Here is a 26800-nt window from a genome sequence, read left to right as displayed (position 1 = left end):
TCGTTTAAATTCCCCATCATTAAATCTAGTTAAATTTTCATATTTCATGGGGCTAGTATAAACAATTTTTTACTTTCGCAAGAGATCTAATGACTGTACGGATCGACTTGCCTTCATGCATTAGGTCAAAAGCTTCATTGATCTGACCTAATGGCATGGTATGTGTCACAAAAGGCTCAAGTTGAATTTCACCTTTCATGGATTGCTCTACCATTCCCGGCAATTGTGAACGGCCTTTCACCCCACCAAACGCAGTACCCATCCATTTACGACCTGTGACTAACTGGAATGGACGGGTTGAAATTTCTTTACCTGCACCGGCTACTCCAATAATCACTGATTGACCCCAGCCACGGTGCGCACATTCTAATGCTGAACGCATTACATCTACATTACCGATACATTCGAATGAATGGTCTACACCCCAACCAGTCATTTCGACGATCACTTGCTGGATCGGCTGATCATAGTCTTTTGGATTCAGGAAATCTGTCGCCCCAAACTGTTTCGCCAGTTCAAATTTATCCGGATTGGTATCAATCACAATGATACGGCCAGCTTTAGCCTGACGTGCGCCTTGTACTACAGCAAGCCCAATACCACCTAAACCAAATACTGCAACACTGTCACCTTCCTGAACTTTCGCCGTGTTATGTACCGCACCAATACCAGTAGTCACACCACAGCCCAGCAGGCAAACATGCTCATGGTTGGCTTCAGGATTAATTTTCGCCAGAGAAACTTCAGCTACCACAGTATATTCAGAAAAAGTTGAACAACCCATATAGTGATAGATCGGCTCGCCATTATAAGAGAAACGGGTCGTTCCATCTGGCATTACGCCTTTACCTTGGGTCGCACGCACAGCAACACACAGGTTGGTCTTACCTGACTTACAGAACAAGCATTCGCCGCACTCAGCAGTATAAAGCGGAATCACGTGATCGCCCGGTTTCAGGCTGGTGACGCCTTCACCGACTTCAACAACCACACCCGCACCTTCATGACCTAAAATTGCAGGAAATACACCTTCAGGATCTTCACCAGACAAGGTAAATGCATCGGTATGACACACGCCTGTATGGCTAATTTTTACCAGTACTTCACCTGCTTTTGGTGGAGCAACATCCACTTCTACAATTTCTAATGGCTGGCCTGGACCAAACGCAACTGCTGCACGTGATTTCATGTAAAACTGTCCTTTTTTTGCTGATTTACAGATGACTAACAGTAACCTCTTTCTATTCGGAGATTCAACTATTAACATCACCAGATAAGGAATAAAAGATCCTATAATTAATGGAACATCAATGACTAAACCTTCGCCCTTTGTATGTTTGAGCATTTTTACTTTTAGCATCATGCTTTCTGGCTGTGAACTGGCTCCCAACACTGCTGAAGAAGCGAAAATTACGCCGGTTCGACCTGCGCACTGGATCGACAATCAACTTTCAAAACAGCAAATTAATAGCGGTAAAACGGCTTTCTTGCCGCTCTATGATGGCTTTATGAGTATGGCAGCACGTCTGCACCTGATTAACAAAGCTAAATATCATCTGGATCTACAATATTACATTTGGAAGGATGATTATATTGGCAATATGATCTTGTCCCAATTACTTAAAGCCGCCGATCGCGGTGTCAAAGTACGGGTTCAGATTGACGATCAAAATGGTACCCAGCTTGATGACAAGCTTCTTGCTCTAAGCCAACATCCAAATTTTGAAGTTCGGATTTTTAATCCCTATAAATTTCGTCATTTACGTGCGCTGGATTATGGCTTCCGGATGAAAAAGGTCAATCATCGCATGCACAATAAATTGATCATTGCGGATGGCACTGCAGCCGTGACCGGCGGCCGCAATATCAGTAGTGAATATTTTGATGCCAGTGAAGATTTTCAGTTCACCGATGTGGATATATTCTTCGCAGGGCAAAGCGTAACAGATGCCAATCAGACCTTTATTAACTTCTGGAATGATGATCTGAGTTATGACGTTCGACAGATCTTGAATGATGCCGGCCATCCTGAAATGCTTAAAAGGCTCAGAACTGAATTTGAACGAGAAGATGTTGACGAAACTGAACTCAAACGCCGGGTGGGCATTGCCGAGAAACAAGTCGAACAACACTTAAAAAAACAACCCATTCACTGGGCGCCGGCTTATTTTGTTGCGGATAGTCCCGCAAAAGCACACCCCCATGCCAAAAATGGCGATTATATTTATACCCATATGCTCGAACTGATGGGTGAGCCAAAAAAACATCTGGAACTGGTGTCCTCGTACTTTATTCCCACGCAAAAAGGGGCCGACTATTTAACCCGCCGTGCGCAACAAGGTGTGAAAATCAGAATCCTGACCAACTCTTTTCAGGCCAATGATGTGGCTGCGGTGCATGCCTATTATCAGCAATATCGTCAGCAATTATTGAAAAGTGGCATCGAACTCTGGGAATTTAAACCCTACATTGTCCGTCCGGAACGGACCTGGTATGAAATTATGACTGGAGACATCATCCCGGCTAAAAACAAAAATAGCTCCAGTTTGCATGCCAAATTTTTTGATCTGGATGGCATGGTGTTTGTCGGTTCATTTAATTTTGATCCGCGTTCAGCCTATCTGAATACCGAAGTCGGTCTGGTCATTGAATCGGAAGATTTTCAGAAGGAAATCACCAGTGCGATGGATCAGTACTTACCACGCGTGGCTTATCAACTTAAACTGAACGAAAAAAATGAAATGATTTGGCTGGAACATCAAAAAGATGGCCGTAGTATTCAGCATTTACATGATCCGGAAACTACAAAATTCCAGCGTTTTATGATGAATCTGGTGACGAAATTTCCCGGTGAATGGTTAATGTAATGACATTAGAATGACCTCACAATTACGACGACATGAAAAGCCTGTATTTTGAGAATGACCGCTTAAATTAACTTAGTCCAATCATCGTTTAAAGGGTTTTACAGTCTATTGCGCTTACTTTAGAATTACATTTTTCTCGTATTTTGCGATTGTTCGCCCTCCACTCCCATGCAATTTTTTGATCTAATCCGTCAGTTTAAGTTCAGTGATATTCTGACGCCTGTAAAAACCCTCCATGATTTATCCCAGCAAGAATGGTATTTGGCCAAAATTCGGGTGGAACATGACTGTCTGTCCGACTCCGATACGGTCGAGGGACAAGTGGTTTTGAAATCCACTGAAAATATTCAGCTCGAACTGGAATGGCTGATTCAGGATAGCGGTTATGAACTACAAGTTTTATTTAAAGGTGTAGAAACCGAAGCCACTGATGAGACCGGTATTATGTTGAAAGGTGCACAACTGGTCGATGAACAGCAGCAAGTACTTTCTGCCCAAGCGTTGAGCTTATGGATTGATGGCACTCTTTTGCCGATGTTGCCCGAGATCCGTCAGGAAATTAAAGCACGTTTAAATTTGTGGGATTATGTCGAATACGATGGCTAATCGCCGAATTTTGTATTTTTTAAAGAGCCCATGTGGCTCTTTTTTATAATCTGAGTGACGTTTTAGATTGCTCAAACTGCCGTAGCTTCAGTTTTTTCAGGCAATGCCCAGCTAGTTAAGTTATTATAAAATTTATAAAAAATAATAAGAGAATCAAGACATGATTTCTGATAGTGAATGGCAACAGATTCGCCAGGTGGTCGCTGATGCACAACGGGCTGCCATGCATTGCTCTATTGCAACAGTCAACCCCAAAGGCTTTCCTAATATTACTCCGATCGGAACCATATTTCTCAACAAAAAGACCAGTACAGGTTTCTTTTTTGATACTTATTCCACTACTTTTTCTGAGAATTTGCAGCATCAGCCGATGGCCTGCATACAGGCTGTGAACAGTAGCAAACTGTTTTGGTTTCATTCGTTGCTTAAAGGTAAATTTAAGCGTTATCCAGGAGTACGCTTATATGCAGAAATTGGGCCTTTACGTCCGGCCTCACCTGAGGAAATACAGCAGGTGGAGTCGCGTATTCGAGCTTTAAAATGGACCAAAGGTAGCCAGTTAATCTGGTCCAGCTTTCATCATGTCCGGGAGATTAAAATTAATAGCCATCGCTGGGTTGAATATCCAAATATGAATAAATAAAGCCAATAACTTACAAATAGTAAGTTTATGTCTTCTCTGTAGCCTAAAACCTCTTTAACCATTTTATCTGATTATTGGATTAAATATTAAACCAGACCCACATGTTCAAACATCGTCCGGTAACTTTCGGCTTTTTTCTCCAGAGAAACCGGATAGGCTCGAGAAGATGAAGGCATGCGATATAAATACAGATCACGTCCGACAAAATGGGCTTGGCTAGGTTGACCAATACTCGGCTTTAAAGTCCCTTCAGGCATGGACAGCATCATGGTGTCTGTGGCCTTGTCGCCTGTGGTCATAATATGATTGCACTGCGGCATTTGGCTGAGCAGTTGCTCAATATTGGTAGGTACTACAATTTCCAAAAATTTGTCTGAAGCATTGCCCTTTAAACGCCGGATCTGATAGCCACTATCAAAAATCGCAATCCCCATTTCAGTTAAAAAACCCCGGATTAAGTTTTCCTGAAATTTTCTATTGGGTAAGTCCAAAAAGTAATCTTTATTCTCAAAAAAAATCAGTCCAAAAATCCGCCACATATCATTCTGGTAGTTTGGATAATAAAAGTTCATTTTCCAGCGTGTGGCAGGTGGCGGGAAGCTGCCCAACATCAGCAATTTTGCATTGGGTGGTAAAAATGGCGGTAGCGGATGTGTTTCAATATCAGACATAGAATTAGCTAAATTGAGAGATTTCAACTATTTTAGAAGGTCTTCCGAATCTTGCCAGCGACTTCTTGTCCCCAAAGTGTATAAACTTCCTTACTCGGATGAAAACCATCTGCAGCCATTTGTAAATTCATGGCACGGTATTTTTCAATATCGTATTCAATCCATTGCATATTCACTTGCTGATTCACAAAATTTTCTAGTTGCTGGTTCATCTGTTTAGCATACTGGCCAAATAGCCAGGCTAAAGGATTCGGTAGCGCCGGAAACATATTCATTGGCGGCACACCGGCAGCAATGATCAGTTTCGGACTAAATTTTTGCTGAATTTTACTATAAAGCTGTTCCTGTTTCTGAATCCAAACCTCGACAGGTATCAGTTTGGTCACATCATTGACGCCAACCGACGTGACGATTACATCATAGTGCTGGACTTCCATCTGGTCCAAAGCATGAATTACTTTTGAGCTGGTATCGCCTGTTTTGGCCTGTAATTTCCAGTCAATTTCAAAGTCATCTTTCAGTTCATGCAGAATTGCACCCAGTAATGCGTCATCCTGATGTTCTACGCCTACACCTGCTGCTGCCGAATCCCCTAAAATCAGCAGAGACAGTTTGTTGCCGGTTCCGGTTTGACCTTCACGTGCACCTTCAGGTTCCGGCAGTCTTAGGGTATTTTTCTTGACACGATTACCCTGAATGACAAGTGCAGGAATCAAGGCAATGGTGGCGGCTTTCAGCAACATAGCGGGCTAATTTATATAGGGATATACTTAATTTTACCTGAGTTTATTCTTTTGAACTATTTCCTCAACAGTCATTTTAAATGAATGTTCACCTAAATTTAACTAAGATAGGATTCTTGCAAAATACAGGCTTATACATCTTGCCATTGGGTAAATCACAAAGGATAAATATAAAAAAAATCCCGCTTAAAAACGGGATTTCTTATGGAAATTAAAGCTTAGATTTTATAGTCATTCCAGCGATTCATACGCTTAAAAGTTCCCACATCATTAAAACGCACGCCCACTTCTTTCATTACTTTATGCGCCGTTTTGGACGTCAGTTGACGGATATAAAATGGCTCTTTGACCACAAAATGATGAATCGCATGGGTCGAACCAAAATTACAGCAGAATAACTGGAACGGAACCATCCACCATGGATTGAGCACTTGGGTTTGTTTGATCACATCACGTGGATCAATATCGCCATAGTAATGCATATTTGAGCTGACAAACTGCAAGCTAAAAGAACGGATAAAGTTCGGAATCACCCAGATGACTGCCAGCAGATTTACAATCGGCATCGCGTCGACAATGCCTTGCGACCAGAGCATCTCATAACCGAAGAGTGGTGAAACTGCATTTAAACCATGAAAGACCACAAACAGGTAGCACAATCCATAGTAAATAATGCTGAGAGGTAAAAAGCCAAATAGCTGAGAAATCATGGCAATTTTACGTTCTTTTTCAGGCTGTTTTTCCAGAAAAAGATGAATCATTTTAATCATCTGAAATGGACGCAGATACACTGACATCAACTGGTCACTAATCACCAGAATTCGGCGAATGCCCCAAGGCATACCATTACTGATGCCACGTTCTTCCAGGTCATGTTCAGTGCCTGAATATTTATGATGATGCAAATGTAAACGACGACGTGCCCACGGACTGATGGTGTTTGGACGTGCCAACCAGACCAGTGCCAGCATCAGATGATGTGCCCAAGGTGTTTTTTTGAAATACATATAATGAATCAGGTCATGTTCCAATTCATGGGTCAATGACGCAAAAATCGCAATCAAGGGAATGGTAAACCATGCTGAGAGATAACCTGTTCCATATGCTACCGCGCATGCAATCATGCCTGCCCAGGCGAAGCCTAAAATACTCGCACCGATAAAGTTCTGATGTTTGAGTATGGGATAACGAGCACGCACCTCTTCCCCGGCCTGGGTAACGATACTTCTGACCTTGGAGATTCGCTGCTGGTCAGTCATATCCGCAGATGTAGACATATGGACAACCTTTAATTTCTGAACGGTTGTACATTAAAGGAAATTCTAAAAAAGAGAAGTTATCTTTCCACTTTTAGAGTGAGTATGTCTAAGTTTTGGACAGTTTGGAAAAGTTCTTAAAATTGGCGAAAATTAGGAAAAGTAAAAGATGGTCTTTCTCATGAAACGAAAATTTAAAAGTAATTGATTTAATTGCAAATTCATCAATAAAATAAAAATATAATTTTTGATAATTTAAAACTTTATTTTAATAATCAATATATTAGGATTTATAAGATTTCGCTTTTTTGTAAATTCAAGCTATACATTTTTTAGAAAAAAATACTGATTCAGAAATTTTTCTCAGTTTGTCATAAAAAATAAAAAGAGAAGCGCTCTAGCTTCTCTTTTTATAGATCTAAGAGCGCTTTTAACCTAACTTGTTCACCAGTTTAAGTGGTAATACTTTCATGGCTAGACCGAGTGGCAACCAAGGCCATTTCGGCACATAAGCCTTAACTGGTGCTTTTTCAATTTCTGCTGCCAATAAACGCGAACCAGTTTTTTCATCTACTTCAAAAGGTAGCTTTTTTGCCCCTTCATTAATTTCAGTACGAATATATCCTGGGAAAATGGTGGTCACTTTTATTGGCGTATCGATCAATTCAGCTCGAATGCCTTCCGCTAAATGAGCCACGCCGGCCTTACTTGCACCATAAGCCGTTAAATGTTTTGGCATACCGCGCATTGCACTCATAGATGAAATCATCACCAGATGGCCAGAGTTTTGTACACGGAAGATTTCAACTGCAGCTTCACATTGTGCTAATGCCGAAATAAAGTTGGTTTCAACCGTGGCTTTATTGATAGCAAAATTACCTTTACCAATCCGGCGGCCCTCACCGACACCAGCATTCACAATAACTCGGTCAATGGTGCCAAAGTCTTCTTTAAAAGCACGAAACACTTCAAACACTTGATCGTAATCGGTGACATCTAGTGTTTTGGCAATGACTTTGATGCCATATTGACTTTCCAGTTCCTGTTTTAAGGTTTCCAGACGCTCCAGGCGACGTGCACAAATTGCCAGGTTATAGCCTTTTTTTGCAAATTCACGTGCCATACCGGCGCCGATCCCTGAACTTGCGCCGGTAATTAAAATTGTTTTAGCCATGTGTTTACCCTATTCCTTTATTTTTATAGCGTATTACGTTTTCAATCTCATTTTAAATCCAGGTCAATAAGTCTGGACGCTGTGCCTTGATAAAATGATGTTCATTTAAACTGAGTAGTTGCGGTTCATTACCCACCAGACGCAGTGTCGTGATACTGGTATTTGTAATCGCCCAGTTTAGGGCAAAGGTTTTCTCCGGGCTCAGCCCTAGAATTTTACCCACTGCAACAGAAATCACACCACCTGAGGTATAGACCACTGCATAGCGCGGACGGCTTTTGGCCAACTGGTCACACAGATTTTCTAAGCCGCTTTCCACACGTGCTTTGAAACTTGGCCAAGATTCATCATATTCATGGTGATAATCATCGCCAGTCCAGCGTGCAATGGCACCGCTAAAAATTTTGCTCAGATAATCCCGTGGATTTTCATGTTCTGACACATCCTGTTTGAGCAATTCAGGCTGATTAAAGCGCGGCTCATAACGCGCAAATACCTGCTGATGATTAAACTCATTCCAGGCACTATCGGTCAGAATCTCGCTTTCTGGAAAACATTCATCCAGAGATAACTGCGCCGTCTGTTGATGACGCTGCATGGAGCCAGCCACCACATAAGGTGCTTCTTTTAGGATTTCGTCAAAATAGTGACCCAAAAGCTTTGCCTGTAACTCGCCGTTGGGTGAAAGCTGATCATAGCTTTCTGCACCAAAAGAGGCCTGGCCATGCCGGATCAAGTAAATGGTAGTCATTTTGGCATTATCTCTTTAAATTTAAGCACATACTTTTGTGCAATCTCATTGGCTTCCAGTTTTTGCTTGCCAATCAGTTTTAAGGCACGAATATGCAAGGCATGAATCACCACCCAGAAATCCTTGAACGCCGGATTATTGGTCTGTTTATGGTAATAACGATAATAGATCTGTTGGGCAATCACCGCGAGACGAAAAATCCCGAACACCTCATAAAATGCCCAGTTTTCCGGTTGAAGGCCGGTTTTCCCCAAGTAGTAATCCACCACTTCTTTACGGGTGAACATACCTTTTAAATTGGTCGGCTGGCGACGTGTTGCCTTAAAGATGGCATTGTCGGTATCTTCCACCCAATAGGCTAAAGCAGAACCCAAGTCCATCAGTGGATCACCGAGGGTGGCCATTTCCCAGTCCAGCACACCAATCACTTCCGTTGGATTTTCTGGATTCAAGATGACATTATCAAAACGCCAGTCATTATGAATGACACAGGTTTTAGAGTCTGATGGAATATTATCTTTAAGCCAGTTGCGTACATATTTAAAGGATGGAACATTCAGCGTTTTGGCTTTTTCATAACGGGCATCCCAGCCTTCTACCTGACGGCGACAATAGCCTTCACCCTTACCGAGATTTTCTAGTTCGGTCTCTTGATAAGGCACCTGATGCAATTCGATCAGTTTATCAATCACATTGATACATAAAATCCGGATATCGGATTCAGTAAGCTGCAGCTCAGGTGGCATTTTGGCGCGAGGAATAATTCCTTCAAGCCGTTTCATCACATAGAAATCACAACCAATCACTGATTCATCCTGACAAAGCGCGACCATTTCAGGCACGACGGGATAATGTTCAGCCAAGGCTTTCTGCACATGATATTCACGTGCCATATCATGGGCTGATTTGGCTTTGGTACCTTGTGGCGGACGACGTAAAATTAAATCGGCATTGGCATACTGTAAACGGTAGGTCCAGTTTGAAGCTCCGCCTGAATATTGGGTCACTTGCACAGGGCCTTCAACATTCACATTTTGCTGAATTAACCAATTGGTGATGGCTTGTACATCCAGTTCTTCACCTGCACGAACTGCTCCACCTACATCAATAACCGCCATAATTTTTCCTTAAAATTTTTTAATACGTTGCAATCTTCTATTTAAGCCAGTTTATTTTTTGTGGCGTGTACTGTAGCCACGTTTTGCCAGTTCCAGTTTGGCAATCATGCCCTTATGCACTTCATCCGGGCCATCAGCCAAACGTAAGGCACGTGCCTGGGCAAAGAATCCGGTTAATGGTGTATCTCGAGAAACACCGGCACCGCCGTGGATCTGGATTGCCATATCGACAACTTTTTCCAGCACACTTGGCGCAACGACTTTAATTGCAGAAATTTCAGTCAGTGCCGCCATATTCCCTAAAGTATCCATTTTATAGGCGGCATACAAGGTCAAAAGGCGTGCCTGATCAATTGCAACCCGGGCTTCCGCGACACGTTCCAGATTGCCGCCAAGTTTTAAAATCTCTTTGCCAAATGCTGTCCGGCTCATGCCTCGGTCAATCATCAACTCTAAGGATTTTTCCGCAGCCCCGATACAGCGCATGCAATGATGAATACGGCCTGGTCCTAAACGACCTTGGGCAATTTCAAAGCCCTGACCGGCGCCACCAATAAAATTCGCTACCGGAACGCGGACATTTTCAAAGCTGACTTCACCATGGCCATGTGGTGCATCGTAGTCACCAAATACAGGTAGCATGCGTTCGATTTTAACGCCGGCAGTATCCACAGGAACTAAAACCATCGAATGCTGATGATGACGGTCTTTTGTTTCATCTGGAGTATGCGCCATAAAAATAATGATTTTGGCATTTGGATCGCCTAGACCTGATGACCACCATTTACGGCCATTGAGAACAATCTCATCACCTTCCACCATCGCCGTTGCCTGCATATTGGTCGCATCACTGGATGCGACTGCAGGTTCAGTCATACAAAAGACCGAACGGATTTTTCCTTCTAAAAGTGGCATCAGCCATTGCTGTTTCTGTTCTTCAGAACCATAACGCCACAATACTTCCATATTGCCGCTATCTGGCGCATTACAGTTAAATACGACTGGTGCAATCAGGCTACGACCTGAAAGTTCGGCAATATGTGCATATTCCTGAACCGATAAACCCTGGCCAAGTTCAGAACAAGGGAGAAACATATTCCAAAGGCCAGCTGCCTTGGCTTTGGCTTTTAAGCTTTCCAGTTCTGCAGGCCATTGCCATTTGGTCCAGTCGCCGCCTTGGTTCAACTCATGAACTTGCTGCCAGAAATCAGCTTCAACTGGTTCAATTTCCTCAGCAATAAATTTTTTGGTTCTATTTAAATAATCTTGTGCACGTGCTGAAAGCTCAAACATCTCTTTATCCCTCTAAATATTCTAATTCATACGCTTTACAACACCTTAACCCAAAACCTATTATGAATAAAATGATTTTACTCCATACATTATTATGCATAGCATTCATTCTAAAACAGTCATGGACCTGCGAAATTTTCATCGTATCGACATTAACCTTTATCCGCTTTTTATGGCAATTTATGAGCAGAACAGTATTTCTAAAGCTGCACAGATTTTATCAGTTAGCCAGTCTGCTGCCAGTCATGCTTTACAACGTTTAAGACAGCATTTACAGGATGATTTATTTGTACGTACTGGCAGCAAAATGCAACCTACGCCGTTTGCGGAACAGATCTATCCTGAGCTGAAGAATGCACTTTTTGCGATTCAAAATATTTCAATACAGCATCAGCACTTCAGACCGGAAATGATTCAGAGTTTGAAAATTGCCGTACATGATGAAATTGAGCCAATGATCTTTCCCAGACTGGTTCAGCACTTTCAACAACTCAATCTGGAAATTCAACTTAGCAGCATGAAGCTGGACCGTAAAAATATAGCAGCAGACCTCGCCTCTCAACAGGTCGATTTTGTCATAGATCTGGAACAAAACATTGCTGAAAAAATCCAGTTTGAGCGTCTGGTTCAAGATGAATTTGTAGTGTGTACACAATTAACAGAAATGAATGAGCAGATTTATCTTGCCTCACCTCATATTGGCGTGTCATCACGCCGTACTGGCGTTTTAGTTGAGGATATTTATTTAAGCCGTAAACAATATTCACGACAGATTTTTTTACGCTGTCAGCATTACTCAACTGCTCTGCAAATTTTGGAACAACAAAAGACAGCTATGCTGACTATTCCTAAAAATGTATTGGTACATTTACAATTGGCTACCAGTCTAAATATTTTTGAAGTCCCTGTGGAACTGCCGAAAATTAATATGGGGATATATTGGCATAAGGATTTGCACGAGAATAAGAGACATCAATTTTTGAGAGCTGAAATTTATAAAATTTTCACTTAGGCTATTTATAAAGAAATTTAAATTGCTTAGGCTATTTTATATATAAGTTTAGATGGTTGCAGATTCATCTTTTCGCCAGAAAAATATACTTAGGCTATTTTAGCTGGTACAAAACTAAACACTGAGTGATTAGCTTTTAATCCGTAGATCTACTGGCTTTGCTCTAAAATGGCTCGACTTTTAGCTGTGATTTTACAGCTGGTTTTGCTGATTTGGATCTTGCCTTTGTTAAATCTCTCCATCACCTGGCAAATTGTGCTGGGCTTAGTATTGCTATGTTTTTCTTATTATCTGCTGCATAAAATTACAGTTTATTTAAAAGATGTTTTCCGCCCTTTTAAGAAAGGCAAAAAATACTGGTGCCGTGTAAAAGCCGTAAGTGATGGTGATACCCTCACCTGCTACCGTTTTAACATTCGTCGCTCTGAGACCAAATTGCGCTTTGCTTTTGTCGATGCCCCTGAATCATCACAAGCCTATGGCAAGGAATCGCAGCGTCTGGTCAAAAGCATGGTGAATAATAAAATGGTTCGGGTCAAGATTACCGACATTGACCGTTATGGCCGCTGTGTCGGTGTGATCTACCGCTATCGCAAAAATATCAATGAAGAGATTGTCAAACGTGGTGCAGCGTGGGTCTATGAAGAATATATCAAGGATAAAAACCATTTACGCTATATGATGGAATTGCAAAATAAAGCTAAGAAACAGAAAAAAGGCCTTTGGAAACATACTCGTCCTGTACGTCCAAGTGTGTATCGTAAACAGGTAAAATCGTAAATTTGGTTTTATCAAAGATAAATGGCAAATAATAAAAAGTGATCAGGACATTCAGATCACTTTTTTCATTTTTTTAGTTTTACTAATTTAATAAGCCAAATGCACCAGAAAGCGGAATGCGCCAGCAATCAGGGCCAGCGTTAAAAATCCTGCCAGCCACAACCCTACAAACCATAATGCCTGTTTGCCTTTCATGACCACTCCTTAATGATAGCCATCATCGCCGACCCTGACCTTATGCCGGAATACCCAATAGGACATACCGGTATAAATCACAATAATTGGAATCAGGATCAAGGCGCCAATCAAGGCAAATAGCTGGCTATTTTCATGCGCTGCTGCCTGCCAGATAGTCACGCTTGGCGGAATAATATATGGCCATAGACTTATCAAGAATCCGGTATAGGCAAGGAAAACCAGAACAAGCATATAGGTAAATGGGCCTAATTCACTGCGTCTTTTACAGGCACGCAAAGCCAGCCAGGTAAATAGCAGAACCAGAACTGGAACTGGCATAAAATAGGTAAATTGTGGCTGACTAAACCAGCGTTCAGCAATTTGAGGATGAGTCAACGGCGTATAAATACTGACCGCACCCAATATGATCAGTAAGGCAATAATCAGCTTAGGCATCAGTTTAAACATTCGATCCTGCAAATCATCTCCGGTTTTATAGATCAGCCAGCCACAGCCTAATGCCGCATAGAGCACCACCACACTGATTCCGGTGAAAATACTGAATGGAGTGAGCCAGTCCAGACCACTACCGACATAGACACCATTTCGAGTTTCAATGCCCTGAATATAGGCCCCTAAAATCATGCCTTGCAGGAAACTGGTAATCGCAGAACCACCGATAAAGGCTTTATCCCACCAATGCTTACTGCGGTTTGCCTTGAAGCGGAACTCAAAAGCCACGCCGCGGAAAATCAAGGCAATCACCATCAGAATAATTGGCATATACAGCGCCGAGAGTACGGTCGAGTAAGCGAGTGGAAAAGCTGCAAATAACCCTGCACCGCCCAAAACCATCCAGGTTTCATTGCCATCCCAGACCGGAGCCACGGTATTCATCATGACATCACGTTCATCTTGATGCGGGAAAAAAGGAAACAAGATGCCGATGCCCAGATCGAAACCATCGAGAATGGTATAAATCAATACACCTAAACCAATAATCACAATCCAGATTAATGATAAATCAATCATTTTTTATCCTCCTGATCCGGTTGTTCAGGAACTTCTTCAATACGTTCGCGAATACTACTTAATGGTCGACGCGAGGCCTGCACTACATCGCTGTCTGATTCATGATCTGGTCGAGTATGAATAAAATCCGGGCCTTTGTGCATCAGACGCAACATGTAGTAAATCCCGATACCAAATACCACACAGTAGACGACTACAAAAATAATCAGGGTTAGCCCCACCTGTTCAGCGGAAACTGGTGACAATGCATCTTTGGTCCGCATGATGCCGTAGACTACCCAAGGCTGACGGCCGACTTCTGTGGTAAACCATCCCGCCAGCATGGCAATAAATCCGGAAGGTCCCATAATCAAGGCAAATCGGTGCAATGCACGGGACTCATAAAAGCGACCTCGGGTACGTGCCCACGCTCCCCATAATGCCAGTAACAACATCAATACGCCTAGTCCAACCATAATCCGGAAGCTCCAGAACACCACCAGTGAATTCGGCCGGTCTTCAGGCGCAAAGTCTTTAAGCCCCGTAACCTTGCCATCCATCGAGTGGGTTAAAATCAGGCTACCCAAGTTGGGAATTCCGATTGCATATTTGGTTTCTTCGGCCTCCATATCTGGAATACCAAAGAGATATAAGGGCATCCCTTCATTATGATTGGTTTCCCAATGCCCTTCCATGGCTGCAAGTTTTGCTGGCTGATGCTCAAGGGTATTAATACCGTGCATATCACCGACGATGACCTGTAAAGGTGCTAGTACTAGAAGCAGCCACATCGCCATGGAAAATGAGGTCTTGACCAGTGCATCACGACGGCCTTTGATCAGATGCCATGCGGCTGTAGCAGCGACCAGTAAGGCGGAAACCAGAAAGGCAGCCATGGCCATATGGGCCAGACGATAAGGGAAAGATGGGTTAAACACGATAGCAAGCCAGTCTTGCGGCACAATCAGGCCATTTTCAATCGCAAAGCCTTGTGGGGTCTGCATCCAGCTATTAGACGATAAAATCCAGAACATGGAAATACAGGTGCCTATCGCAACCATCAAGGTCGAGAAAAAGTGCGCCTTTGGTCCCACTCGCCCCCAGCCAAATAACATGATGCCCAGAAAGCCCGCTTCCAGAAAGAAAGCGGTGAGTACTTCATAGGCCAATAAAGGTCCAGTCACGCTGCCTGCCACCCGGGAAAACTCACTCCAGTTGGTTCCAAACTGGTAGCTCATGACCACACCAGAGACGACACCCATCCCGAATGCCACAGCGAAAATTTTCACCCAGAATTTGAATAGATCCTGAAAAATCGGATTTTGGGTTTTGAGCCAGCGCCATTCCAGAATGGCCAGAAAGCTGGCCAAGCCAATAGAAATTGCCGGAAAAATGATATGAAAAGATACAGTAAAGGCGAACTGTATTCGTGCTAACTCTAATGCAGTTAAACCCAGAGTCATAAGCTTCACCTATGCATTGTTATTTGGCATCTTTGCCCTTCAATTTTTAAGTCATGAATTTTTCTAGTGACATGGCTAGCTTAGGCGTGGCTGTTATAAAAAGTATGTAGTCTTTTGTTGATTATTTTTTAATCAGGTTAAACTATGTAACTCTTGCTGATAAAGAAAATATTACTCTGAATAATTTTTAAAACTCTCCTCTTGAGCTTTAGATAAAACAGGCGTAAATTAGGCCTAAATTTAGTTACCCAGGTTAACTAACCATATGTTTTCCGAATCTCCCCGACTTCGTACGCTGTTATTACGCTGCGCACGACTGATGAGCGATGAGATCAATACGATCTTGTTGTCATCTCAATTAAATTATTCCTTATGGCAGGTGTTATACGTCATCCAGTCAAAGCAACAATGCACGCTGGCAGATATTTCCAGTTATCTCAATGTATCCAAGCCCGGTATTACTAAGCGGATTCAGCAACTGGTTGAACTCGATCTGATTGCCCAACTCGAAACTGAAGACAAACGTCAAAAGCTGTTCAAGTTGAGTGAGCAAGGAATTGAGACCTTTGCGATGTGTTCCAAACAGATCGATGCATTTGAAGATCAGTTGCTTGAGCACATTGAATCAGATGATCTTGAAGGCAGTAAAAATACCTTGATGCAACTCATTCAGCAGTTATATCCCTCATCTCAGGACAGACCTCAATGAGCCAAGAACAAGAAACGCCTTTATGGACGCCCAATTTTATCCTGATCAGTCTGGTGAATTTCCAGCTGGTTCTGGTGTTCTATCTGCTGGTGATTGTGATTGTCGGCTACTCGGTTGCTGAGCTAGGTGCATCGACTGCACAAGCCGGTCTGGTATCAGGTCTGTTTATTGTCGGCACCCTATTCGGACGACTATTGATCGGAAAATTACTGAATCGTCTGGGCCTAAAAAATACGCTTGTCATTGGCCTGACTGGCTTTCTGCTCTTTTCCGGACTATATATGATTCCGGCCAAGCTGGAAGTTTTACTGGGCATCCGTCTGATACATGGCTTTATGATGGGTATGGCTTCTACTGTACTGGGTACAGTGATTGCACAGACCATTCCTGCCACACGGCGTGGTGAAGGAATTGGCTATTTCAGCATGAGCAGCACCTTGGGCACAGCGATTGGTCCCTTTGTCGGAATCTGGCTGATGACAAATTTTAATTATCAGGTAATTTTCATCTTTACCAGTATCGTTGCGCTCAGCTGCCTGATTTGTGGCTTGTTTATCCAGCCACCACGCCTTAAGGCAAGTCATTCGTCGGCAGATTCTACTTCGCAAAGCACCAGCAAACTAGCCCAATATATTGAACCGAATGCCCTACCGATTGCACTGATTGTTCTGCTGGTGGCTACTTCTTATTCAGGCATATTATCGTTTATTCACTTTTATGCCAAAGAAATCAATCTGGTCGAAGCAGCATCTTTTTTCTTTCTGATGTATGCCTTTGCCATTCTGCTTTCGCGTCCTTTTACCGGCCCGCTCATGGATCGTAAAGGCGAAAATATCATTATCTATCCTGCCATTGTGATTATGGCACTGGGGATATTGCTACTCAGTCAGGCGCAAAACTCTGTGATGTTACTTGCCAGTGCTGCCTTGCTTGGTTTTGGTTTTGGGAATATCCAGTCGGTGTGTCAAACCATTGCGGTGAAAAGTACGACATTGCAGCGTATGGGACTCGCAACCTCAACCTTCTTTATTGCCCTGGATGCCGGTCTTGGTTTTGGCCCGTATTTCCTAGGTATGCTGCTGGACCAAATTGGTTATCGCCAGCTTTATCTGTTCTCGGCGCTGCTCACCCTGAGCTGTCTGGTCTGGTATTACCTTCTGCATGGCCGTAAAGTAGGAAAAGTGCAGCCTTCTCATTAAACGCTTTTAAAAGCGCCGGCTAAACCGGCGCCGGTATTCCAACGGCGTCAGACCGGTTTTTTTATGAAATAAACGACGGAATGAACTTGGGTCCTGATAGCCGACATTTTGTATAATCACATCCACAGCTTGATCGGTTTCTTCCAGTCGTTTACGTGCGGCTTCAATCCGGATCGCTTGTAGATACTGATTGGGCGGTATGTCTAAGGCTTGTTTAAAACGTCGAATCAGGGTTCGGCCGGTCACATTAAACTGTTCCGCCAGCTGGTTCAAACTAAAGTCTTCATGAAAATGCTGCTCTAGCCAGTTCTGGATTTTTTGTACCAGTTCATCATGGTGCGGCTGGCCAATATTCAGCAATGAATAAGACAACTGGCTATCACGGCGGTAATCAATTACGAAAGATTTAGCCGATTGCATGGCCACCTCAAAGCCATACAAGCGCTCAATCAGATGCAAACCTAGGTCAAACCAGGCCAGGCCTCCACCTGCACAATAGATATTCTGATCCCGGCTAATCATCAGATCGGCATTCAGTTTCACCTTAGGATAGCGTGAACGAAACACTTCCTGAAAACCCCAATGTGTTGTTGCAATCCGGTCATCTAAAATGCCTGCTTCTGCCAGAAAAAAATTCCCCGTACAGTTTCCTGCAATTAAAGTCGCCTCTGCATGTGCAGATTTTAAAAAATGAATCAGTTCTGGATTCTGTTGCAATACATCCTGAATCGGTGCAGCGATGGTCGGTACCACCAGAATATCTGCAGTTTGAATCTCTTGATAAGAAAAATGTGCCTGCAACTGCAGCCCATTGATACACCGAATCGGATGTCCCTCCGGACTGGCGATACTCACCTTAAACAGGCGCTGTACGTCCTGCTGCTGGATCCGGTTCCAGCTTACGCCAGCCATTGTAAATAAATCGACCACACCCGTAATGGCCGAAGCCAGAGCCCCATGAAAGCCTAAAATCACCACCTGTTGCATACTTTACTAATTGTCACTTTTCACCCGATTCATGTCATTATTGACAATCCTCCTCAATAAAAGCAACTGCTAGTCTTGATGCTATCTCAAGGATTGCACATTCAGGATAGTACCGTGACCCAACTGATTAATGATAAAGATCTGCATTTCCAGCTTTATGACGTATTCAAACTTGAAGCGCTGACTAAACTGCAACGCTATCAGGATCATGACAAAAATACTTTCGACAGTATTCTGGAAACGGCAAAAGGTATCGCGACTGATTATTTTGCACCGCATAATGCCAAAGCTGATCAACAAGAACCGAACTTTGATGGCAAACAGGTCAAAACCATTGATGAAGTGAAGACAGCCTGGCAACAGTTTGCCGATGCCGGCCTGCTTTGCGCCCAGCATGATTATGCAGATGGTGGCATGCAACTGCCCACTTTGGTGAATATGGCCTGCAATGCGTATTTTATGTCGGCCAATCCGTCCACCGTGGCTTATTCTTTTCTAACGGCCGCTGCGGCGAACCTGATACAGGCTTTTGCCTCCCCAAAACAAAAGCAAATATTCCTACCGCATATGTTGAGTGGCCGCTTTGCTGGCACCATGGCCATGACAGAGCCGAATGTAGGTTCCTCTTTGGGCGATCTGACCACTAAAGCCATTCCTCAGGGAAATGGAATTTATAAAATTAAAGGCCAGAAAATGTTTATTTCGGGTGGCGATCAGGACATTACCGAAAATATTGTGCATCTGGTCTTGGCGCGGATTCAGGATGCGCCGCAAGGCGTGAAAGGAATTTCCCTGTTTATCGTACCAAAATTCAAAACCAACGAGGATGGTTCACTCGGTGAAGCTAATGATGTACAGCTGGCTGGCTTACTGCACAAAATGGGCTATCGAGGTACTACATCTACAGTTTTAAGCTTTGGAGAAAATGATAATTGCTTAGGCTATTTAATTGGTGAACCCGGTCATGGCTTAAAATATATGTTCAAGATGATGAATGAAGCACGTGTGGGTGTCGGTCTGGGCGCAGCCATGATTGGTTATCGTGGCTATCTGGAATCTCTGGATTATGCTAAAAACCGTCCGCAAGGCCGGCCAGTTCATGAAAAAACACCTGACTCGAAACCAGTGAATATCATTGAACATACCGATGTCAAACGCATGCTACTGGCGCAAAAGTCATATGTAGAAGGTTCGCTGGCACTTTGCTTATTTGCAGCCCGATTAATTGATGAACTTCAGGCAGCTCAAGATGAAGATAGTGCAATTCTGCTTGATCTCATTACCCCGGTGGTCAAATCTTTCCCTTCTGCCTATGGTCCGAAAGCCAATGATCTGGCCATTCAGGTCTTGGGCGGCGCGGGTTATACCCGTGAATATCCGGTGGAGCAATGTTATCGTGATAACCGACTCAATCCGATTCATGAAGGCACTTACGGTATTCAATCTCTGGATCTGCTGGGACGTAAACTCTGGCAGCATAATGGCAAAGGGCTAAATCTGCTCATGCAGCGCATCCAGAAGACCTTGTCAGAGACTCATGAACCTAAGATAGTGGAACTCGCAGAGATCTACAAACAGCATCTGGCGACTGTACAAAAAACTACTCAGGTTTTAGGCCAGGCCTTACATCAAGGAAAAGTCAGTGACGCTTTGGCCAATTCAGGATTGTATCTGGATATGATGGGCAAAACTATTCTATCTTGGCTCTGGCTAGAAATGGCGAATCAGGCTCAACTCAAGTTTGGCACATCTTCGCAGGCAGAAGATCAGACTTTTCTGGCAGGGAAAATTCAAGCAGCTCAATATTTTATTCGCTGGGAACTCCCTGAAATTGAGCATCAGGCCAAATTATTGATGAATATGGATGATACTTGCCTGAATATGCAAAGCGACTGGTTCTAGACAGAATTTATCAAAAAATGCGCCTGTATTAGGTAATGCCAGTCACTTACAAAATTGACTGGCATTTTCTTTTTTAGATTCATGGCTGTATTTGATATGTAGAAAAGTCATCCGCAACTGTTTGAGGCCGGACTACATTAAAAAATGATTGTTTCTGCGATAAATTTGTTAGTTGATAGGGGCTGACGAGTTTTGCGGATGAAAAATGCCTTTGGTTACTTTGGGCGAAACCAAAGTAACAAATGAGCTGCAAAATTTTGATTTAAAACAATAAGGCTCCGCTAAAAATTAAGGAGTTTATTTCTAAACTCCTTAACTGATCAGCATTATCTGTATTAGGCGCATTTTATTTTTTGAATCATCAAGCTGCGGATTCTTGCACATCAAACTTTTTAAAAAGTTTGGCACGTTTGGAAGGCAAAATGTTAGCTTTCGTCAGATCGCCCTGATAATGCTGATATACCCGCTGATCCATGATTTTGTACCATAAAGGTGGAATCAAGGCTGGAATCAGCATGGTTGCATAACCGCTGGGTAATTCTGGCGCTTCATCAAAATGCCGCAACGCCTGAAATGGACGGCTTGGAAAAGCATGATGATCAGAATGCCGTTGTAACTGATACAAAAACAGATTAGTTACGATATTGTTGTTATTCCAGCTATGTTCCGGCAAGGTTCGCTCATAACTGCCATCCGCTTTCTGTCCACGTTTCAGTCCGTAGTGCTCGATATAATTCACAATCTCAAACAGGCTAACGCCATAAAATGCCTGTGTCAGTGTATAAGGAATAATTTTCTTGCCATACGCCTTTAGCATCAAGGCATGATAGCCGGCACTCATGGCCCAACCATGAAACAGCTCATTTTCCTGATTAAAGAATTTCAGTCCCTTACGCTCGAGCCGTCTTTTTTCAATCTGGATTGCAGATTTTAATCCGCCTATTACGGTACGTGGCCAGAAACGGTAAAAAGATTCACCCATTTTTGAAGATGCCGGATCTTCTGGTGTCGCCACCCGTTTATGGTGTCCATAAGGATGTTCGATCCGGAAATGGTTATAGCCCAAAGGCATCAGGCTGGCATGAGACCAGTAATGGTCTTTTTTCTGGGGACGATGGCTGAGTTCATGTGCGGTATTCACCCCCACACCATTAATCGCACCCATAGAAACTCCAAGCAGTACCTGATCCAGCAAAGACACATTTGGCCGGCTTACGACATAACCGGCAAAGGCATTGGCTGCCATTTGCAAGGGAATAAATGCTTTTACAATGCGGTCATAATAAGGATCGTTAACCAGTGCCTTGATCTGCTCATCATTTGGGTTATTGGCATCATCGCCAATCAGGGCATCCAGAGTCGGAATGATGACATGCAGTAATAATAGTCCGCCCATGGCAAAGATTTTTTGAGTGGCTTTGGGACCAAAATGATAACCGGCCAGAATTCCCATTCCGATCACAGGCAGACCTGGGCTGAGCAACCAGCCAAAACGTTTTTTATCCAGCTTGACACCTTTTAGTGCCGACGCTTCCTGCGTAAACTGCGCTTTCTGGATTTGTGCAGGGGCATTCATTGCGACCTTCCTTTTTTATGTTACTCTGCACTTATAGTTGATTATTTCAGCAGTAGCGAACAGTATTCAACGTCCAGAAAAGCTATGTCAGCGTCTTTGGCACATGCTGCCAAATTCTGGCCTAAAATCACAAAGTTAAAAAATTTATAGTCAATTAAATGAAATAAAACAGAAGAATAGAGTTAGGCATGGATGCTTTAAGTAAAATTTTTGATGATATTCATCTGGAAAAATCGGAATATCTTTATCTGAATGTATTTCATCCGGGCGGCTTTGACTATCAACATGAACCCTTTATGCTGGCCTATATCCTGTTACAAGGACAGGCCCAATTAAAGTTCATGAATGGTGATCGACTGGAGCTGCAACAAGGTGATCTGGTGCTATTACCCGCAGGTTCCTCCCATCATGTTTCCTGCCCAGACAATGCCGATTTTTCTGAGCACCATGCGATTAATCCTTATTTTCAGAGCAATGCACAGCAATGTGTTGATCTCAATCGGGAAAATTCGGCGGAGCATAGTTTCATACTGGCTATTCGTTCTAGCTTGGATATCCAGATGGCCAAACCTCTTTTGAGTGCATTACCTAAATACCTGCATATTCAACATATTCTGGGTGATACGGCGCCAGAATGGTTACAGGTTGGCTTGCAGTTTCTGGCACTGGAAACCCAGCAGCTTCGTCCCGGACGTGACAAGATTCTGGATCATCTGGTCAGTATTTTACTGATTGAATGCGTACGTGATTATATTTTAAACCTGGAAAATGCCTCGAGCTGGCTAAATGCGCTCTCGCATCCGGAACTATCCAATGCACTGGCAGCGATTCATGGCAAACCTGAACAATTCTGGACTGTAGAAAGTCTGGCCGAACAATGTCATATGTCACGTTCCAAATTCGCCCAACTGTTTACCCAGATTGTCGGTGAGCCACCCCTTGCCTATCTGCAACAGCACCGCCTGCGTCTGGCAGCGCAATATTTGAGAAATAGTGGATTTGGTATCCAGCAGATCGCTTATCTGGTTGGTTATTCATCCGAGACGGCGTTTAGTCAAAGTTTTAAAAAACAGTTTGAACAGACGCCGACCCAATACCGGCTGAATTGTCAGAAGAACCAGTCTTTATTACCAGACTAAAATTACTGGACTAATGCCAATACTGCTGTGACCGGATCTTCGCTATTGCCAGAAAGTAGCTGCTTGTGCATGGTGATATGCTGCATAACCTGAATCTGCGCTGCTTCAATATCCATCAGTTTTTCAATTTCAGCTGCCAGATTTTCAGGTGTAGCAGCGGATTGGATGAGTTCTTGAATCACTTTTTTGCCAGCAATTATATTTGGTAATGAAAAATATGGGATTTTTACCAGTAATTTGGCAATTCGATAGGTCAGCCAGTGCAATTTATAAAAAGTCACCATCGGACGGTGCAGCAACATCGCTTCAAGCGTTGCAGTTCCAGACGCCAGTGCAATAATATTGGATGCATTCATGACCTGACGGCCAATTTTGGATTCAGCGCTGGTATTTTCCATCAAGCGAATTTGGGTTTTTAAGCTCTCAGGATAAGTGGCCAGTAAACTTTCGATTTGCTGCTTGCGTGCATCATTAATCGCAGGAATCAGAAAGGTATAATCCGGATATTTGTGATGCAGAATATTAGCTGCATCCAGAACCAAAGGTCCCAAACGCTCAATCTCGCCACGGCGGCTTCCCGGTAATAATGCAATATATTTCTGATCTGGGTCTAGGCCTAATTCTGTCTGAGCCTCCAGAATTGGATTTTCAAGCGGCAATTGGCTAGCGAGCGGATGTCCGACAAAAGCTGCAGGAACATCCCATTTTTTAAAGAACGCTTTTTCAAATGGAAACAGGCACAGCACCAGATCAATACTGGCTTTAATGCCATGTATACGGCCTTGACGCCATGCCCAGACCGAAGGACTGACGTATTGCACGGTTTTAATCGGTAACTGTTTTTGTTTAATGGTTTTTGACAAACGCAGGTTAAAATCAGGCGCATCAATCCCGATAAAAATATCGACCGGATCTTTAGTCCAGGTTTCCACCAGACCATCCCGCACAGCAAACAGTTTTTTAATATCTTTTAAAACTTCGACAATGCCCATCACCGATAAAATATCCATCGGATAATAGCTTTTAAAGCCTTCAGCGATCATTTGTGGCCCACCGATACCTTCAAATTCAGCATCAATGCCTTGCTCACTAAAACGGCGAATCAATTTTGCGCCAAGCGTATCTCCAGAAACTTCACCGACCACGATTCCAATTTTAAGTTTTCGATTTAGCAAGTGGGTTTCCTCTCAGATCCGCATGGAAATTTATTGAATCGGGATTCTAACATAATCCTATGGCTATTCCGGAAGAAGCTTAAGTATCTTCTAATTTTAAGAAACCCACCGTTTAGAATAACTTAGTCAATAAGGGAGCTTGCATAAAAAGAATTAAATCGACATTTACAGGTACATTCAATTAGACAGAAATGGGGCAAATCGGACAGTTAAAATCAATCATTATATTCGCACTTTATACATAACCCAGCGAATAAATATGAAAGATCACCTAATATTCTTCACCTAGCTTTATCTTTTTTATGCATAAGTAAATCAATAATCAAGACAACGACTTATATCCAAAAGTCATAAGATATGCTCGTTTTTTGATTTTGGCATATATGCATGTTTGGTCCGATTGAATTTATTTTAGCAGGCGTTCTGGTAGGTTTTTGTGTAGGTGTCACCGGTGTCGGTGGCGGTTCATTAATGACGCCAATTCTTATCAGTTTATTCCGGATTGAACCGCATATCGCGATTGGTACTGACCTGCTCTATGCCGCGATTTCTAAATTCTGTGGCTCGTTTGTGCATGCCAAGAAAATGAATATTGTCTGGCCGATTGTGATCTGGCTGGCCGTTGGCAGTATTCCCGCATCTTTTGCAACGCATTGGGTACTCGAGAACTATCTGAGCCAATCGACGCATTACAAAGCCGTCCTGACCATGGTCTTGGGCTTTATGCTGACTATTACCGGCTTATCCATTCTGTTTCGCACCCAGATCGAAAATCTTTTTAATAAATACAGAAAACAAGAACTACCGGATATGACGCAGGATCTGGAAAAAGTGAAGCTGCAAGCCAAAGAAAAGCGCGTTGCTATCATCATCATGGGCATTATCTTGGGCATATTTGTCACGCTATCTTCAGTGGGTGCCGGTGCATTTGGTATCATGGCACTTGTAGTGATGTTCCCGAATCTGCCGATGATTCGTATTATTGGCTCTGACGTGGTGCACGCGGTATTACTGACACTGGTCGCAGGTCTAGGTCATATGTCTTCAGGCAACGTCGATTTCATGCTGCTCATGTGGTTATTGGTGGGGTCTATTCCGGCGATTATTGTCGGCACTTTACTCAGCTCACGTATGCCGGAAAAACTGATCCGCAAAATTTTAGGTATTACCCTATTTGCGCTGGGCGTGAATTTCATGATTAATCCTGTGAAATCAAAACCGGCTCAACCTGCTGAAACAGCAATGATAATTGTGAATCAAAATTCCCCGTCCGTTTAAGTTAACTATCCGATTCATCACTTTTTTTTCAAAGAAGTATTCATCTTTTTTATAACAAAGTGACGCATCATTCATGTTATATTCGGGCTATTAAACAACCTTTTGTATGATCGAACCAGTGACGGCAATGAATACACAACAGTCAAATCCTATTTCAGCATCAGATATTGATGACGTGAATATCCACAGCATGATTCCTCTTGTAACCCCTGCTGAGCTTAAAGCAGAGTTACCGTTGACTGAAACTGCTTATCAAACCGTACTGCATGGTCGTGAAACGATTCGTAAAATTCTGGATGGTGAAGACAAACGCCTGTTCGTTGTAATTGGCCCTTGTTCTATCCATGATCCGGCGGCGGCGCATGAATATGCTGAACGCTTAAAAGTACTGAGCGAAAAAGTTAAAGACAGCTTATACATCGTGATGCGGGTTTATTTTGAAAAACCACGGACTACCGTAGGCTGGAAAGGCCTGATCAATGACCCAGACATGAATGATTCATTCAATATTGAAAAAGGTCTGCGTATCGGTCGCAAGCTATTACTTGAACTGAATGAAATGGGCTTGCCATGTGCCACTGAAGCACTTGATCCAAACTCGCCACAGTATTACCAAGACCTGATTTCATGGTCAGCAATTGGTGCACGTACCACAGAAAGCCAGACCCATCGTGAAATGTCTTCTGGTCTTTCTTCACCAGTCGGCTTTAAAAATGGTACTGATGGCGGTTTAACGGTCGCGACCAATGCGATGCAATCTGTGAAACATGGTCACAGCTTCCTCGGTCTGAATGATCAAGGCCAGGTGGCTGTGATTCGCACTTCAGGCAATCCTTATGCTCACGTGGTACTGCGTGGCGGTAATGGCAAGCCGAACTACGATGCAGGCTCGGTTGCCGATGCAGAAGCTGCTCTAGCCAAGGCCAAAGTCAGCACCAAGATCATGATTGATGCCAGCCACGCCAACTCTAACAAAGACCCGTACCTGCAACCACTTGTACTTAAAAACATTTCCGAACAAATTCTTGATGGAAACAAGTCAATTGTTGGTATTATGGTAGAAAGTCATCTTAAGGGTGGTCGTCAGGACATTCCGGCGAACCTGAATGATATGGAATACGGTCAATCCGTTACGGATGGCTGTATCGACTGGGAAACGACTGAAAAAGTTTTACTCGACATGCATGAGGCATTGAAAGACATTTTACCTAATCGTTAAATGATCTGACCAACGCCATCGCCAAGATGGCGTTTGCATTTCTAGAACAAG

At 43.1% G+C, this 26800-nt stretch carries 25 protein-coding genes; 11 read left to right on the top strand and 14 right to left on the bottom strand.

Translation table 11 applies throughout. From position 1 onward, the window contains the following. Positions 1-52: 52 nt before the first annotated feature. Positions 53-1189 (bottom strand): S-(hydroxymethyl)glutathione dehydrogenase/class III alcohol dehydrogenase, encoded by a 1137-nt coding sequence (locus NI468_RS12175; protein WP_253102120.1) that lies wholly within the window; start codon positions 1187-1189, stop codon positions 53-55. 121 nt (positions 1190-1310) lie between these two features. Here NI468_RS12175 and NI468_RS12170 point away from each other — a divergent pair, with 121 nt between their 5' ends. The 3 genes from NI468_RS12170 to NI468_RS12160 all read left to right on the top strand — a co-directional run bounded on the left by NI468_RS12170 (position 1311) and on the right by NI468_RS12160 (position 4116). After that, entirely contained in the window at positions 1311-2867 is a 1557-nt protein-coding gene (locus NI468_RS12170; protein ID WP_253102118.1) for a phospholipase D family protein, read from the top strand. Between the two features lie 168 nt (positions 2868-3035). After that, a complete protein-coding gene (locus tag NI468_RS12165; protein ID WP_253102116.1) occupies positions 3036-3473 on the top strand; it encodes a hypothetical protein in 438 nt (145 codons plus the stop codon). A 160-nt stretch (positions 3474-3633) separates the two neighbouring features. Next, positions 3634-4116, top strand: a complete 483-nt coding sequence (locus tag NI468_RS12160; RefSeq protein WP_253102114.1) for a pyridoxamine 5'-phosphate oxidase family protein — start codon at positions 3634-3636, stop codon at positions 4114-4116. Between the two features lie 86 nt (positions 4117-4202). Here the strand turns inward: NI468_RS12160 and NI468_RS12155 are convergent, their stop codons facing one another. From NI468_RS12155 to NI468_RS12125, 7 genes are all read right to left on the bottom strand, one after another. Next, positions 4203-4787 (bottom strand): uracil-DNA glycosylase family protein, encoded by a 585-nt coding sequence (locus tag NI468_RS12155; RefSeq protein WP_253102112.1) that lies wholly within the window; start codon positions 4785-4787, stop codon positions 4203-4205. Between the two features lie 32 nt (positions 4788-4819). Next, positions 4820-5530: an SGNH/GDSL hydrolase family protein gene (locus NI468_RS12150; protein WP_004731172.1), complete on the bottom strand. Its 711-nt coding sequence runs from the start codon at positions 5528-5530 to the stop codon at positions 4820-4822. Between the two features lie 218 nt (positions 5531-5748). Next, positions 5749-6807, bottom strand: coding sequence for a fatty acid desaturase (locus NI468_RS12145; protein ID WP_004280438.1), 1059 nt, complete (start codon positions 6805-6807; stop codon positions 5749-5751). Between the two features lie 409 nt (positions 6808-7216). Next, entirely contained in the window at positions 7217-7960 is a 744-nt protein-coding gene (locus NI468_RS12140; protein WP_253102110.1) for an SDR family oxidoreductase, read from the bottom strand. A gap of 52 nt (positions 7961-8012) precedes the next feature. Beyond that, complete coding sequence (locus NI468_RS12135; protein ID WP_253102108.1) at positions 8013-8711, bottom strand: histidine phosphatase family protein; 699 nt, start codon at positions 8709-8711, stop codon at positions 8013-8015. After that, positions 8708-9829: a phosphotransferase family protein gene (locus tag NI468_RS12130; RefSeq protein ID WP_253102106.1), complete on the bottom strand. Its 1122-nt coding sequence runs from the start codon at positions 9827-9829 to the stop codon at positions 8708-8710. Before NI468_RS12130 ends, NI468_RS12135 begins: the two co-directional genes overlap by 4 nt. A gap of 51 nt (positions 9830-9880) precedes the next feature. Continuing rightward, positions 9881-11122, bottom strand: coding sequence for an acyl-CoA dehydrogenase family protein (locus NI468_RS12125; RefSeq protein ID WP_168386893.1), 1242 nt, complete (start codon positions 11120-11122; stop codon positions 9881-9883). Between the two features lie 94 nt (positions 11123-11216). Here NI468_RS12125 and NI468_RS12120 point away from each other — a divergent pair, with 94 nt between their 5' ends. Both NI468_RS12120 and NI468_RS12115 read left to right on the top strand, forming a co-directional pair. Beyond that, positions 11217-12134, top strand: coding sequence for a LysR family transcriptional regulator (locus NI468_RS12120; protein WP_005266278.1), 918 nt, complete (start codon positions 11217-11219; stop codon positions 12132-12134). Positions 12135-12302: 168 nt separating this feature from the next. Beyond that, entirely contained in the window at positions 12303-12914 is a 612-nt protein-coding gene (locus NI468_RS12115; RefSeq protein WP_005266277.1) for a thermonuclease family protein, read from the top strand. 87 nt (positions 12915-13001) lie between these two features. On the opposite strand, the gene NI468_RS12110 is transcribed toward NI468_RS12115, so the two are convergent. Genes NI468_RS12110 through NI468_RS12100 form a run of 3 tightly spaced genes read right to left on the bottom strand, consistent with a single transcriptional unit; the run spans position 13002 to position 15565 of the window. Continuing rightward, a complete protein-coding gene (locus tag NI468_RS12110; RefSeq protein WP_004647088.1) occupies positions 13002-13109 on the bottom strand; it encodes a hypothetical protein in 108 nt (35 codons plus the stop codon). Between the two features lie 9 nt (positions 13110-13118). Beyond that, positions 13119-14123 carry a cytochrome d ubiquinol oxidase subunit II gene (gene cydB, locus NI468_RS12105; RefSeq protein WP_005266276.1) on the bottom strand — a complete coding sequence of 335 codons (1005 nt, stop codon included), beginning with the start codon at positions 14121-14123 and terminating at the stop codon, positions 13119-13121. Further along, positions 14120-15565: a cytochrome ubiquinol oxidase subunit I gene (locus tag NI468_RS12100; RefSeq protein WP_005266275.1), complete on the bottom strand. Its 1446-nt coding sequence runs from the start codon at positions 15563-15565 to the stop codon at positions 14120-14122. The genes cydB and NI468_RS12100 overlap by 4 nt, the downstream gene beginning before the upstream one ends. A gap of 265 nt (positions 15566-15830) precedes the next feature. Between NI468_RS12100 and NI468_RS12095 the strand changes: the two genes are divergently transcribed. Further along, positions 15831-16274, top strand: a complete 444-nt coding sequence (locus tag NI468_RS12095; protein ID WP_004647091.1) for a MarR family winged helix-turn-helix transcriptional regulator — start codon at positions 15831-15833, stop codon at positions 16272-16274. After that, positions 16271-17473, top strand: a complete 1203-nt coding sequence (locus NI468_RS12090; RefSeq protein WP_253102104.1) for an MFS transporter — start codon at positions 16271-16273, stop codon at positions 17471-17473. Before NI468_RS12095 ends, NI468_RS12090 begins: the two co-directional genes overlap by 4 nt. Positions 17474-17479: 6 nt before the next feature. On the opposite strand, the gene NI468_RS12085 is transcribed toward NI468_RS12090, so the two are convergent. Then, positions 17480-18460, bottom strand: coding sequence for a GlxA family transcriptional regulator (locus tag NI468_RS12085; RefSeq protein WP_253102102.1), 981 nt, complete (start codon positions 18458-18460; stop codon positions 17480-17482). Between the two features lie 78 nt (positions 18461-18538). Here NI468_RS12085 and NI468_RS12080 point away from each other — a divergent pair, with 78 nt between their 5' ends. Beyond that, complete coding sequence (locus tag NI468_RS12080; protein ID WP_005266273.1) at positions 18539-20362, top strand: acyl-CoA dehydrogenase; 1824 nt, start codon at positions 18539-18541, stop codon at positions 20360-20362. Positions 20363-20723: 361 nt separating this feature from the next. Here NI468_RS12080 and NI468_RS12075 read toward each other — a convergent pair whose 3' ends face one another. After that, on the bottom strand, positions 20724-21938 hold the full coding sequence (locus NI468_RS12075) for an alkane 1-monooxygenase (RefSeq protein WP_005266271.1): 1215 nt from the start codon (positions 21936-21938) through the stop codon (positions 20724-20726). Between the two features lie 188 nt (positions 21939-22126). On the opposite strand from NI468_RS12075, the gene NI468_RS12070 reads away from it, so the two are divergent. Next, complete coding sequence (locus NI468_RS12070; protein WP_005262782.1) at positions 22127-23077, top strand: AraC family transcriptional regulator; 951 nt, start codon at positions 22127-22129, stop codon at positions 23075-23077. Positions 23078-23079: 2 nt separating this feature from the next. On the opposite strand, the gene lpxB is transcribed toward NI468_RS12070, so the two are convergent. Beyond that, the gene (gene lpxB, locus NI468_RS12065) at positions 23080-24252 is read right to left on the bottom strand and encodes a lipid-A-disaccharide synthase (protein WP_004280460.1); all 1173 of its coding nucleotides are present in this window, start codon (positions 24250-24252) and stop codon (positions 23080-23082) included. 387 nt (positions 24253-24639) lie between these two features. On the opposite strand from lpxB, the gene NI468_RS12060 reads away from it, so the two are divergent. Next, the gene (locus tag NI468_RS12060) at positions 24640-25530 is read left to right on the top strand and encodes a sulfite exporter TauE/SafE family protein (protein WP_004280461.1); all 891 of its coding nucleotides are present in this window, start codon (positions 24640-24642) and stop codon (positions 25528-25530) included. A 127-nt stretch (positions 25531-25657) separates the two neighbouring features. After that, on the top strand, positions 25658-26749 hold the full coding sequence (locus NI468_RS12055) for a 3-deoxy-7-phosphoheptulonate synthase (protein ID WP_174766804.1): 1092 nt from the start codon (positions 25658-25660) through the stop codon (positions 26747-26749). Positions 26750-26800: the final 51 nt, after the last annotated feature.

This window comes from Acinetobacter lwoffii (genome assembly GCF_024129355.1).
Lineage (GTDB): Bacteria > Pseudomonadota > Gammaproteobacteria > Pseudomonadales > Moraxellaceae > Acinetobacter > Acinetobacter lwoffii_I.
Note: the sequence above shows the minus strand (reverse complement) of the source record. Positions and strands in the feature narration are given on the sequence as shown.

Bases quoted from the DNA above. Each gene is read 5' to 3' on its own strand.
- NI468_RS12175 (WP_253102120.1), bottom strand. From the start codon at position 1,189: ATGAAATCACGTGCAGCAGTTGCGTTTGGTCCAGGCCAGCCATTAGAA.
- NI468_RS12170 (WP_253102118.1), top strand. From the start codon at position 1,311: ATGACTAAACCTTCGCCCTTTGTATGTTTGAGCATTTTTACTTTTAGC.
- NI468_RS12165 (WP_253102116.1), top strand. From the start codon at position 3,036: ATGCAATTTTTTGATCTAATCCGTCAGTTTAAGTTCAGTGATATTCTG.
- NI468_RS12160 (WP_253102114.1), top strand. From the start codon at position 3,634: ATGATTTCTGATAGTGAATGGCAACAGATTCGCCAGGTGGTCGCTGAT.
- NI468_RS12155 (WP_253102112.1), bottom strand. From the start codon at position 4,787: ATGTCTGATATTGAAACACATCCGCTACCGCCATTTTTACCACCCAAT.
- NI468_RS12150 (WP_004731172.1), bottom strand. From the start codon at position 5,530: ATGTTGCTGAAAGCCGCCACCATTGCCTTGATTCCTGCACTTGTCATT.
- NI468_RS12145 (WP_004280438.1), bottom strand. From the start codon at position 6,807: ATGTCTACATCTGCGGATATGACTGACCAGCAGCGAATCTCCAAGGTC.
- NI468_RS12140 (WP_253102110.1), bottom strand. From the start codon at position 7,960: ATGGCTAAAACAATTTTAATTACCGGCGCAAGTTCAGGGATCGGCGCC.
- NI468_RS12135 (WP_253102108.1), bottom strand. From the start codon at position 8,711: ATGACTACCATTTACTTGATCCGGCATGGCCAGGCCTCTTTTGGTGCA.
- NI468_RS12130 (WP_253102106.1), bottom strand. From the start codon at position 9,829: ATGGCGGTTATTGATGTAGGTGGAGCAGTTCGTGCAGGTGAAGAACTG.
- NI468_RS12125 (WP_168386893.1), bottom strand. From the start codon at position 11,122: ATGTTTGAGCTTTCAGCACGTGCACAAGATTATTTAAATAGAACCAAA.
- NI468_RS12120 (WP_005266278.1), top strand. From the start codon at position 11,217: ATGCATAGCATTCATTCTAAAACAGTCATGGACCTGCGAAATTTTCAT.
- NI468_RS12115 (WP_005266277.1), top strand. From the start codon at position 12,303: ATGGCTCGACTTTTAGCTGTGATTTTACAGCTGGTTTTGCTGATTTGG.
- NI468_RS12110 (WP_004647088.1), bottom strand. From the start codon at position 13,109: ATGAAAGGCAAACAGGCATTATGGTTTGTAGGGTTGTGGCTGGCAGGA.
- cydB (WP_005266276.1), bottom strand. From the start codon at position 14,123: ATGATTGATTTATCATTAATCTGGATTGTGATTATTGGTTTAGGTGTA.
- NI468_RS12100 (WP_005266275.1), bottom strand. From the start codon at position 15,565: ATGACTCTGGGTTTAACTGCATTAGAGTTAGCACGAATACAGTTCGCC.
- NI468_RS12095 (WP_004647091.1), top strand. From the start codon at position 15,831: ATGTTTTCCGAATCTCCCCGACTTCGTACGCTGTTATTACGCTGCGCA.
- NI468_RS12090 (WP_253102104.1), top strand. From the start codon at position 16,271: ATGAGCCAAGAACAAGAAACGCCTTTATGGACGCCCAATTTTATCCTG.
- NI468_RS12085 (WP_253102102.1), bottom strand. From the start codon at position 18,460: ATGCAACAGGTGGTGATTTTAGGCTTTCATGGGGCTCTGGCTTCGGCC.
- NI468_RS12080 (WP_005266273.1), top strand. From the start codon at position 18,539: ATGCTATCTCAAGGATTGCACATTCAGGATAGTACCGTGACCCAACTG.
- NI468_RS12075 (WP_005266271.1), bottom strand. From the start codon at position 21,938: ATGAATGCCCCTGCACAAATCCAGAAAGCGCAGTTTACGCAGGAAGCG.
- NI468_RS12070 (WP_005262782.1), top strand. From the start codon at position 22,127: ATGGATGCTTTAAGTAAAATTTTTGATGATATTCATCTGGAAAAATCG.
- NI468_RS12060 (WP_004280461.1), top strand. From the start codon at position 24,640: ATGTTTGGTCCGATTGAATTTATTTTAGCAGGCGTTCTGGTAGGTTTT.
- NI468_RS12055 (WP_174766804.1), top strand. From the start codon at position 25,658: ATGAATACACAACAGTCAAATCCTATTTCAGCATCAGATATTGATGAC.